Origin of the sequence: Massilistercora timonensis (assembly GCF_048354975.1) — a bacterium.
Lineage (GTDB): Bacteria > Bacillota > Clostridia > Lachnospirales > Lachnospiraceae > Massilistercora > Massilistercora timonensis.
The window spans coordinates 1-9,604 of sequence record NZ_DBGCJQ010000011.1 but is presented as its reverse complement, the minus strand read 5'-3'; the positions used below and the strand labels follow the sequence as shown (position 1 = coordinate 9,604).

The following is a 9,604-nucleotide window of genomic DNA, read 5'->3' as shown; positions in this document are numbered from 1 at the left end:
AGCCTCACCAGCTCAAACTGCACGGTGTTGGTGTCCTGGTACTCATCCACCATGATGTAGCGGAACCGCTCCTGGTAGTAATCCAGCACCTCCTTCTGGGTCTGGAACAGCTGCACCGTTTTCAGCAGCAGATCGTCAAAGTCCAGGGCATTGTTGGCCCGCAGCTGCCGTTCGTACTCGCCATAGACTTCTGCCACCTTTTTCCGGCTAAAATCCCCTCCCGCCTCAAGCATCAGCTCCTCCGGCGCCATCAGTTCATTTTTGGCTTTGGAAATGGCGGACAGTAAGCTCCGCTCCCGGTAGACCTTGGTGTCCACCTCCAGAAGCTTGCACACGTCCTTCATCAGCGTCTTCTGGTCGTCGGTGTCATAGATGGTAAAATTGGTGGCATAGCCAAGAGCCTCGATATGCCGCCGCAGGATCCGCACGCACATAGAGTGGAAGGTGCTCACCCAGATGCTCTCCGAGCCAAAGCCCACCAGATTGTCCACCCGCTCCCGCATCTCCCCGGCCGCCTTGTTGGTGAAGGTGATGGCCAGGATATTCCAGGGATTGACCCCTTTCTCCTCGATCAGGTACGCGATCCTGTGGGTCAGCACCCGGGTCTTTCCGGATCCTGCCCCCGCAAGAATCAGAAGCGGTCCTTCTGTATGAAGCACCGCCTCTTTCTGTCTGTCATTCAATGTATCGTAAATGCTCAAATCTAACGTTTCCTTTCCGCTTCTCGCCTGCTCATGATCTCGTGTTCTTTCCGGATCTCATCATGGAGCGCAAGGGACGTCCATTTCCGGTTGGCTTCCGTCACCACTGCCTTCAGCCCCACCTGCACCTTTTCTTTACGCATCAGGAAAATGGCCCTGTCCAGCATGTCCTCCGTCTCTGCCTGGATCACCAGCATCTCCTCCGGGAAGCCTTCTCCTTCGTAGATCTCCGGCTCTTCCCCCGGCTTCTCAAGCCCGGTCAGCACTTCCAGCGGCCAGAGATATTCCGCCCGGTCCACTGCCCGGACCTGGAATCCCAGGAATCCAAAGATCATCCCCAGTTTGCGCCCTTCTGGCGTTCCCTTCAGGTTATAACAAAGTACCACTGATTTCATAGAACTCCCTCTAGGCCTCGTCGATCGCCTTCCCGATATCCCGGCGCATATATTTGTTCTCAAACTGCACCCATTTCGTAGCGGCGTAGGCGTTCCTCCGGGCTTCTCTCAAGTCTTTGCCTTTGGCTGTCACGCCCAGCACTCTTCCTCCGTTGGTCACGATGCGTCCGTCCTCGTCAAACTTAGTTCCTGCGTGGAAGCAGTAATACCCCTCGTGGTTCTTGAATTCCTCCAGGCCTTCGATGGGGAATCCTTTCTCGTATTTCACCGGGTATCCGTCGCTGGCAAGCACCACGCAGACTGCCGCGTTGTCTTCAAACTGCAGGTCTACCTGGTCCAGCGTGCCGTCGATGCACGCCTCCACCACTTCGATGATATCATTTTTCATCCTGGGGAGCACCACCTGTGCCTCCGGATCCCCGAATCTTGCGTTGTACTCCAGCACCTTGGGACCCTCCGCCGTCAGCATAAGTCCAAAGAAGATCACGCCCTTGAAGGGACGTCCCTCCGCCCGCATGGCGTCCACGGTTGCCTGGTAGATATATTTCTCACAGAACTCCTCCACTTCCTTCGTATAGAAAGGACTGGGAGAGAAGGTTCCCATTCCGCCGGTGTTAAGTCCGGTGTCTCCGTCCCCTGCCCGCTTGTGGTCCTGGGCGGAAGTCATGGTCTTGATGGTCTTTCCGTCCACGAAGGAAAGGACAGACACTTCCCGTCCGGTCATGAACTCTTCGATCACCATCTCGTTGCCCGCGTCTCCGAACTTCTTGTCCTGCATGATGGTCTTCACGCCTTCTTTTGCCTCCTCCAGCGTGTTGCAGATCAGCACGCCTTTGCCAAGAGCCAGTCCGTCCGCTTTCAGCACGATGGGGAACTTGGCCGTCTCCAGATACGCAAGGGCCGCTTCCGGATCGGTGAAATTCTCATAGGCCGCTGTGGGGATATCATATTTCTTCATCAGATCCTTGGAGAAAGCTTTGGACCCTTCCAGGATAGCGGCGTTCTTCCTGGGCCCGAATGTCCGGATCCCTGCCGCCTCCAGCTCGTCTACCAGTCCGCCCACCAGCGGATCGTCCATACCCACGATCACCAGATCGATCTCCTTCTCCTTCGCGAACGCGGTGATCTTACTGAATTCCATGGGACCGATGGGGGCGCACTCCGCGTACTCCGCGATCCCCGCATTGCCCGGAGTACAGTAGATCTTGTCCACCTTCTCGCTTTTTGCCACACTGTATGCAATGGCGTGCTCTCTTCCGCCGCTGCCTACGATCAAAACTTTCATCTTGGGGCCTCCTTCGCCTGTTTCTTTTTCCATCAAACTGTCCGGATCTTTACCTGTCCGTCTTCCACCGTCACCCTGCCCTGGGCGATCAGGCCGATGGCCTGGGGCAGGATCTGCCATTCCGCTTCTTCCATCACCCGGCGCTGCAGCACTTCCGGCGTATCTCCCTGCCGGACCTCTACCGCCTTCTGCAGGATGATAGGGCCGGTATCCGTCCCTTCGTCCACGAAATGCACGGTAGCTCCCGTCACCTTGACGCCTCTTGCAAGGGCAGCTTCATGGACCTTCAGCCCATAATAGCCGGTCCCGCAGAAAGAGGGGATCAAAGACGGGTGGATATTGATGATCCGGTTCCGGTACCGCCTGATCATCTCCGGCGGGATCACCACCAGGAATCCGGCCAGTACGATAAGGTCCGGCTCCAGCTCCTCTACTTTGGCCAGGAAACTTTCATTGAAAGCCGCCCGGTCGGCAAATGACTTGGGCGACACGCACTCTCCCGGGATCCCGTGATCTTTCGCCCGCGTAAGGGCATAAGCCCCGGCGTTGTTGCTGATCACGCCCACGATCTTCGCGTCCCGGATCTCTCCTGCCTCGATCTTGTCGATCACCGCCTGCAGGTTGGTCCCGCCGCCGGATACCAGAACAACCACTCTTAACATAATGTAACTCCCTTTTCTCCTTCTTCAATGCGGCCTACCACATAGGGAGTATCTCCGGCTTCCCGGATGGCCGCCATAGCCTTCTCTACATCCTCCGGCGCCACCGCGATGATCATGCCAAGTCCCATGTTGTAGGTATTATACATAGCATGCTCTTCAACATTTCCCTTCTGGGCCAGCATTTTGAAGATCGGAGGAACCGGGTAACTGTCTTTCTCGATCACCGCATGGGTGCCTTCCTTCAACATTCTGGGTACATTCTCATAGAACCCGCCGCCAGTGATATGGCTGCAGGCCTTCACGGTAACCCCTGCGTTCTTGATGGCTTTCAGCGCCTTCACATAGATCCGGGTCGGCGCAAGCAGCACTTCCCCAAGGGTTCCACCCAGTTCGTCATAATAGGTGTCAAGAGATTCTTTTGTCATGTCAAACACCTTGCGCACCAGGGAGAATCCGTTGCTGTGCACCCCGGAGGAAGCCATTCCTACCAGTACGTCCCCGCCTGTCAGGTTCTCTCCGGTGATCATATCCTTCCGGTCGCAGACGCCTACGGCAAATCCTGCCAGATCATACTCGTCTTCTTCCATCATCCCCGGATGTTCCGCAGTCTCGCCGCCGATCAGGGCAGCCTCAGACTGCAGGCAGCCTTCCGCAACGCCTTTGACGATATCCGCGATCTTCTCCGGATAGTTCTTCCCGCATGCGATATAGTCCAGGAAGAATAAGGGCTCTCCGCCTGCGCAGGCAATGTCGTTGACACACATGGCCACCGCGTCGATGCCGATGGTGTCGTGCTTGTCCATGATCATGGCCAGCTTGACCTTCGTCCCGCATCCGTCGGTTCCGGACAGAAGCACCGGGTCTTCCATCTCTTTGATCTTCTTAAGGGAAAATGCTCCTGAGAATCCTCCCAGGCCTCCCAGCACCTCCGGGCGCATGGTTTTCTTTACATGCTCCTTCATCAGTTCTACGGAGCGGTATCCCGCCTCAATGTCTACTCCTGCCTTCTTATAATCCATTGCCATCTTCTTCTACCCCTTCTGCGCCAGGTACGCCTCGTAGCCGATCTCATCCAGCTTCGCGGCCTTGCCCTGTACGGTCTCTTTCATTTCTGTGGTGTAATCTTTCAGCTTCTGAAGCAGCCCTTCATCGGATGTGGCCAGGATCTTCGCCGCCAGGATCGCCGCGTTCATCCCTCCGTCGATGGCCACGGTAGCCACCGGGATTCCAGGCGGCATCTGTACGATGGAGAAGAGCGCGTCTTCCCCTGCCAGGTTCTTTCCTGACATGGGAACGCCGATCACCGGCATAGGGAACAGCGCCGCGCACATGCCCGGAAGATGGGCCGCCATGCCTGCTCCGGCGATGATCACTTTCATTCCCTTGCCCTCGGCCGCTTTCGCCCACTCAAAGAACACATCCGGCTCCCGGTGCGCGGAAATGATGGTCATCTCATAATCAATCCCAAATTTCTCCAGTGTTGCCGCAGCCTTGCTCATCACCTTCAGATCTGAGTCGCTGCCCATTACAATTCCTACTTTTGGCATAATCTTCCTCCTACTGTAACTTTCTTGGTTTATCATAGCTTATTTACTTATAGATTTCAATGGTTCGTTCAGAATCTCCGTGCCCGGCAGGACAAATCTTCCATTCTCAAGAAGCAGGATCTCTTCCCCGTCTTCTTTCACCACCGCGATCTTCCCCAGTTCCTCGTAAGGAAGGGTGATATCTGTATGGCAGTGGAAATATGCCTTGGACACGTCTTCCTTTCGCCGGATGGATATGGAGTTGTCCCGGGCGATGATCTCTTTCCCGTTGGGGTTATATACTTTGATATCCTCACTCCAGCTGTAACAGGTATCTCCCACTGCAAAATGGGGTCCCATCTTTTCTGCGATCAGGATCGGCAGCTTCTCCCCAATGCCGTACTTCCTTGCAGCCGCGTAAGCGGTGGTATTGGTCCCGATGGCAAATTCCCCCAGAGGCAGGGTAGGATGCCGGTGCAGCACATTTTCCCGGATATACGCCTTGTTCTCCAGCTCCCGGGCGAAATTAGAACAGCGGTAATCTTCCACCATCCCGTTGGCGAACTTCAGCTCCAGATCCTGATACTGCAGTTCATCCAGGTAAACGCGGCTTACATGGAGCACCCCTTCCGTCCCCTCCAGGACCGGGGAGGTAAATACCTCTCCCACCGGGATATTCACGTCCGCCACGCAGTTTTCAAAGATGGTCTCCTTCTCCGGGTCCTTCAGCGGATGAAGCCGCACAAGGAGATCCGTCCGGTTTCCATTTCCGCCAAGGATATGGACGTACGTCCCCTGATCCAGTGCGTCGATCAGGGTCTGCTGTACCTTCTCATACAGCCCTGCGTCCAGGGTATTGATCCTAACGATCTCCCGGAAGATCTCCGGGTAGCGCTCCCCTACCTCTGGCACCGGATAGGCCACAATGGTAAAACTTCTCTCATCTCCCGGGATGTACTGGTTGGTCAGGGCGCTCTGGCGGCTGTCAAATCCCCGGACCATCTCTTCCTGCTGCCCGGTAAGCTTTAACGCCTCTGACTTTGGCACCGGCGAGAAGGGCGCTTCGCCAAAGGTCTCGATACAGGCCGGCCCTGCGAATGCCCGGGCCTCTTTTTTATAATGTTCATAGGTATTGTGGATCACTTCCAGCTTCCGCTCCAGGAACTGCTTATCCAGGAACAGGGCCTGATCGTCCTTGTGGTCGTAGTCGTACTGCTTGTTGGCGATGCCTCCATAGTAGCCGATCTTCAGGTGCTGGCGCCTGGTCAGGGCGCTCACCCCGGACCGGTACAGGATGGGTTTTAATCCCATGGCTTCAAAATTCTCCATCACCCGGCGGATGACCCGCTCAAATCCCAATACATACCGGATGTTCACGGAACCCTTCTTAGACAGGTCCCTCCCGGTGTTCACAAATCCCCTGGCATAACCTTCCGTACAGCTGTCCGCCATCTTCCGGATCTCTTCTTCCGGAAGGCCGGCCAGGAACCTTACGGTCTCCTCTTCATTTTCACTGATATACTCTCCGAACTGATAGAGATACTCCGGGGAGGACAGGTCGCTCTCCCGGATCAGCCGCACCGCCAGCGAATCCTCCGGGCACACCTGCTCTTTGATCCGGTCCGCCACCAGCACGTCGCAGTAGTCGCTGGCATACCAGTAGAGAGTCTCCCGGATACTTCTGATCTCTGGAAAAGGTGTTTCCTCAAACTGGTTATAAACTTCAAGGAACAGCTCCATCAGGATATCCAGATACTCCACCCGGCCCTCGAAAACATAGGCCAGGGCTCCTCTTAGTTCCCCGTAGAGGAAGCCAAGGGCCTGCCCGTAATCTTCCCCGAGACATGCGCAGGCATAGGCAGGGTTGCCGTAGCTGCTGTCATAATGCTCCGGCAGGATGTCTTCATACATCCTGTGGTTCCATTCTTTTAATTCCGCCAGGGAAGCCTTCTGATAACTTCCCTTCTCCAGCGCCTCCTTCACTTCATCCACAAGAAGAAGGAAGGCCGCCGTCCGGTCAAAATAATCCCGGAACCTTTCCTCTACGCTGGTTTCTCCGATCATCTCACGGATCCGGCCCACTGCCAGTTCATATCGTTCCTCTGTCATTTAGAAAAGCCCCCTGACAAATATCCCGCACATGCCAAGGATCAGGGCTGCGCTGATCCCGATCCCTACTTTACAGGTAATATAGTTTTTGTCCCGCTCTTTCATGCCCCGGACGCCGCAGACCAGCCCGGCAACAGCCAGCGCCAGGATGCCGATCCCCACAAAACCTACCAGCGCGCTCAGCTGTCCCTTCAAAAGGAATGAGATCACCAGCAGGAACACCAGCAGAAAAAGAGCGAACCCGGACAGAAGACAGGACTTCATCCCCTTCCTGGAATGACGGTCCGGAGCCTGTCCGTACCTGGTCCGTCTCAGTTTTTTTCTGCGTTTGTCTTTTGCGTTATTTCCGTTTTTTCTTCTTATGATCATGATGTCTCCTCACCCATGCACAGACCGCGAAAAGGATATATCCTGTCACTCCGCCGATGGTGTTCAGCAGAAGATCGTCCACGTCAAAACTTCCCACCCTGGAGAAAAGCTGGAACGTCTCCACGCACAGACTCAGCCCAAAGCTGTAGAACAGCGTGGAGAAAAAACTCCGGTATTTACTTGCCATCGGCATGAAAAACCCGAAGGGTACGAAGATCAGAACATTTCCAAAGAGATTGGTGAAAACGGCGAACATCCCCAGCTGCTCCCGGTAAGTCCAGAAGCGGTTGATCTCTTTGAAGAGCACCAGATTATAATGGTACTCCTCCATCACGCCGGTCCGGCCGTACCACTCTGAGAAAATAAGAAAATATATGATAAAAAGGATATACAGGACGAATAACACCTTGCCCAGTCCGCGGATCCTCTTTCTTGTTTTTAAATTCAAAAAACAGCACCTTCCCGATTTAGAATGTAAGGTCTTTTCGATCTTTGATCAGTTTTGTGCCAAACACAATGGCGATCACACCTGCCGCGATCCCGGTCACCGTAACGATGATCCCTACCGCCACGCTTGCGGCTCCGGCAGCTCCCATGGATTTGTAGATTTTTTCATTCATGGTATGATCCCTCCTGACTTTATTTCACGCCATACTGTTCATAATATGCGTCGATTGCAGATTTTAATGTGTCGTCGATCACGATCTTTCCCTGGCACTCCCTGTTATAGAGATATTCCACCACTTCCTCCATGGTGACGATGGCTGCCGTCTCAAACCCGTAGAGATCCTTCACTTCGTCCAGGGCACATTTCTCCCCGCCTTTGCCTACCTCCATACGGTTCAGGGACACCATCAGACCCTTGATCTCCACATCAGCCGCTCCCTTTACCTTTGGAACCGTCTCTTCCATGGACTTGCCGGACGTAGTCACGTCCTCGATCATGATCACCCGGTCGCCGTCCTTAAGTTTGCTTCCCAGGAAGCTTCCCTTGTCCGCGCCGTGGTCCTTCTCCTCTTTTCTGTCTGAGCAGTAGCGCACTTCCCTGCCGTACAGCTCACTGTAAGCGATGGCAGTCACCACTGCAAGAGGAATGCCCTTGTAAGCCGGCCCGAACAGCACGTCAAACTCATCCCCGTAGGTTTCGTGGATGGCTTTCGCGTAATACTCGCCCAGCCGTTTTAACTGGCTTCCTGTCACATAAGCGCCCGCGTTCATAAAAAAGGGAGATTTCCTTCCACTTTTCAGTGTGAACTCTCCAAACTTGAGCACGTCGCTCTCTACCATAAATTCGATAAATTCCTTCTTGTAGCTTTCCATATATAAAACCTCCGTTATCTTCTGGCCTTTTTGTCCTTTCAATTCTACCATACCCAATAGAGATTTTCAATTCACGAATTTGACAGGGAAGCCGCTCCCGTTACCGCCGCCTGCACACCGTATTTCCTAAAATGATCATCACGATCGCATCCACAAAAATGATCCCCGCGATCACATAGGCCGCTTCCATAGGCAGCTGATCTTCCAACAGCGCCGTGACCAGAATGGTAACGGCGATCACCGCCATCCCTGCGCCAAATGTCCTGCACAATTTCTTCTCATCGTACTTTGCCTTTTCTTCCTTCGAAGCCGTATTATATCCGGCGATCAGGCTGCTCCCGTGTCCGGTAAGAAACGTTACAGCAAGCGCCACAAAGATCGCAAATACGATCCAGATCACCCAATCCGGCCCGTGAGATACATCTGCAAGACTCATTTCATCTTCTCCTCTCTCAATTCCTTCAGATAAAACCGGTCCATGGTACTGTGAACCGCTGCCTTCGGCCTTTCGATCTGCCGAAATCCCAACTTCTCATACAGGCAAAGGGCCGTCTGAAGATTGGTATGGGTTTCCAGATATACCCGCTCATACCCTGCGCTTCGGGCAAAGTCCAGAACCGTCTCCATCAGCCGCTTCCCGTATCCTCTTCCCTTCCAGGCATCCGCCAGATACAGCTTCTGCAGCTCCGCGCACTTCTCAATTCCGCCAAACTCCGCAAGGCCAACGCCCCCGGCGACCTGCCCCTTATCGTCCTCCAGGATAAAGTAGGCTCTCTGTCCCGGAGAGATCTGATAGTACTGGCTGAGGTGATCCAGCTCCGGATCAAAATATGCCGTCCCCGGAATATCCAGATGAGCCCGCTCCAGATTGGCCCGGATGATCGCCGCTATAGCCGGATCATCGCAGGGCCTGATCCTGCGGATGATCATTTGCTCCCGATCCATAATTTCACACCTCCTGCCAGAATACAGCCTTCCTGTTTCGATAGCGTCAGTATACTCCATTTTTCATCCAGAATCCACACAGAAAGTGAAATTCAGATTTGCAGGGATGATATGACAGTGATCAGACGCACGAAAACGGAGTCAGCCCCTGCAGCGAATCCGAAAATGTTCGCGAAGAATCCTTAACATCAAAACACAGAAGATTTCATGATCAGAGCAATTCACAGGGAAATCTGATGATTTCCCTGCTCAGGCTCTTTTCAGATTTGACTGGAAGTCAAATCTTCCCATG

At 54.1% G+C, this 9,604-nt stretch carries 13 protein-coding genes; all 13 read right to left on the bottom strand.

Going from position 1 to position 9,604, the window contains the following annotated elements; translation table 11 throughout:
• Positions 1-701: ATP-dependent helicase (locus ACML7B_RS00740; protein ID WP_418538852.1), on the bottom strand; the 701-nt coding region annotated here is incomplete at its 3' end.
• Between the two features lie 2 nt (positions 702-703).
• Entirely contained in the window at positions 704-1,096 is a 393-nt protein-coding gene (locus ACML7B_RS00735) for a DUF3783 domain-containing protein (RefSeq protein WP_418538851.1), read from the bottom strand.
• A gap of 10 nt (positions 1,097-1,106) precedes the next feature.
• Positions 1,107-2,381, bottom strand: a complete 1,275-nt coding sequence (gene purD / locus ACML7B_RS00730) for a phosphoribosylamine--glycine ligase (protein ID WP_418538849.1) — start codon at positions 2,379-2,381, stop codon at positions 1,107-1,109.
• Between the two features lie 32 nt (positions 2,382-2,413).
• Positions 2,414-3,043, bottom strand: a complete 630-nt coding sequence (purN, locus tag ACML7B_RS00725) for a phosphoribosylglycinamide formyltransferase (protein ID WP_106788696.1) — start codon at positions 3,041-3,043, stop codon at positions 2,414-2,416.
• On the bottom strand, positions 3,037-4,062 hold the full coding sequence (gene purM / locus ACML7B_RS00720; RefSeq protein ID WP_418538854.1) for a phosphoribosylformylglycinamidine cyclo-ligase: 1,026 nt from the start codon (positions 4,060-4,062) through the stop codon (positions 3,037-3,039). Before purM ends, purN begins: the two co-directional genes overlap by 7 nt.
• Before the next feature lie 12 nt (positions 4,063-4,074).
• A complete protein-coding gene (purE, locus tag ACML7B_RS00715) occupies positions 4,075-4,590 on the bottom strand; it encodes a 5-(carboxyamino)imidazole ribonucleotide mutase (RefSeq protein ID WP_106788698.1) in 516 nt (171 codons plus the stop codon).
• 39 nt (positions 4,591-4,629) lie between these two features.
• Positions 4,630-6,678, bottom strand: a complete 2,049-nt coding sequence (locus ACML7B_RS00710) for an aminopeptidase (RefSeq protein WP_418538847.1) — start codon at positions 6,676-6,678, stop codon at positions 4,630-4,632.
• Positions 6,679-7,047 carry a DUF6142 family protein gene (locus tag ACML7B_RS00705; RefSeq protein WP_106788700.1) on the bottom strand — a complete coding sequence of 123 codons (369 nt, stop codon included), beginning with the start codon at positions 7,045-7,047 and terminating at the stop codon, positions 6,679-6,681.
• Positions 7,019-7,495 (bottom strand): VanZ family protein, encoded by a 477-nt coding sequence (locus tag ACML7B_RS00700; RefSeq protein WP_418538845.1) that lies wholly within the window; start codon positions 7,493-7,495, stop codon positions 7,019-7,021. The genes ACML7B_RS00705 and ACML7B_RS00700 overlap by 29 nt, the downstream gene beginning before the upstream one ends.
• A 19-nt stretch (positions 7,496-7,514) precedes the next feature.
• The gene (locus ACML7B_RS00695; protein WP_165697943.1) at positions 7,515-7,667 is read right to left on the bottom strand and encodes a hypothetical protein; all 153 of its coding nucleotides are present in this window, start codon (positions 7,665-7,667) and stop codon (positions 7,515-7,517) included.
• A 19-nt stretch (positions 7,668-7,686) separates the two neighbouring features.
• Positions 7,687-8,367 carry an orotate phosphoribosyltransferase gene (pyrE, locus tag ACML7B_RS00690; RefSeq protein WP_418538843.1) on the bottom strand — a complete coding sequence of 227 codons (681 nt, stop codon included), beginning with the start codon at positions 8,365-8,367 and terminating at the stop codon, positions 7,687-7,689.
• 100 nt (positions 8,368-8,467) lie between these two features.
• Positions 8,468-8,803 (bottom strand): DUF3784 domain-containing protein, encoded by a 336-nt coding sequence (locus ACML7B_RS00685; protein ID WP_346708712.1) that lies wholly within the window; start codon positions 8,801-8,803, stop codon positions 8,468-8,470.
• Positions 8,800-9,312 (bottom strand): GNAT family N-acetyltransferase, encoded by a 513-nt coding sequence (locus ACML7B_RS00680; RefSeq protein ID WP_418538841.1) that lies wholly within the window; start codon positions 9,310-9,312, stop codon positions 8,800-8,802. Before ACML7B_RS00680 ends, ACML7B_RS00685 begins: the two co-directional genes overlap by 4 nt.
• Between the last annotated feature and the right edge of the window lie 292 nt (positions 9,313-9,604).

Excerpts from the sequence above, each read along its gene's own strand:
- ACML7B_RS00695 (WP_165697943.1), bottom strand. The coding sequence starts at position 7,667 with ATGAATGAAAAAATCTACAAATCCATGGGAGCTGCCGGAGCCGCAAGC.
- ACML7B_RS00735 (WP_418538851.1), bottom strand. The coding sequence starts at position 1,096 with ATGAAATCAGTGGTACTTTGTTATAACCTGAAGGGAACGCCAGAAGGG.
- ACML7B_RS00705 (WP_106788700.1), bottom strand. The coding sequence starts at position 7,047 with ATGATCATAAGAAGAAAAAACGGAAATAACGCAAAAGACAAACGCAGA.
- ACML7B_RS00685 (WP_346708712.1), bottom strand. The coding sequence starts at position 8,803 with ATGAGTCTTGCAGATGTATCTCACGGGCCGGATTGGGTGATCTGGATC.
- purE (WP_106788698.1), bottom strand. The coding sequence starts at position 4,590 with ATGCCAAAAGTAGGAATTGTAATGGGCAGCGACTCAGATCTGAAGGTG.
- ACML7B_RS00710 (WP_418538847.1), bottom strand. The coding sequence starts at position 6,678 with ATGACAGAGGAACGATATGAACTGGCAGTGGGCCGGATCCGTGAGATG.
- ACML7B_RS00680 (WP_418538841.1), bottom strand. The coding sequence starts at position 9,312 with ATGGATCGGGAGCAAATGATCATCCGCAGGATCAGGCCCTGCGATGAT.
- purM (WP_418538854.1), bottom strand. The coding sequence starts at position 4,062 with ATGGATTATAAGAAGGCAGGAGTAGACATTGAGGCGGGATACCGCTCC.
- purN (WP_106788696.1), bottom strand. The coding sequence starts at position 3,043 with ATGTTAAGAGTGGTTGTTCTGGTATCCGGCGGCGGGACCAACCTGCAG.
- pyrE (WP_418538843.1), bottom strand. The coding sequence starts at position 8,367 with ATGGAAAGCTACAAGAAGGAATTTATCGAATTTATGGTAGAGAGCGAC.
- purD (WP_418538849.1), bottom strand. The coding sequence starts at position 2,381 with ATGAAAGTTTTGATCGTAGGCAGCGGCGGAAGAGAGCACGCCATTGCA.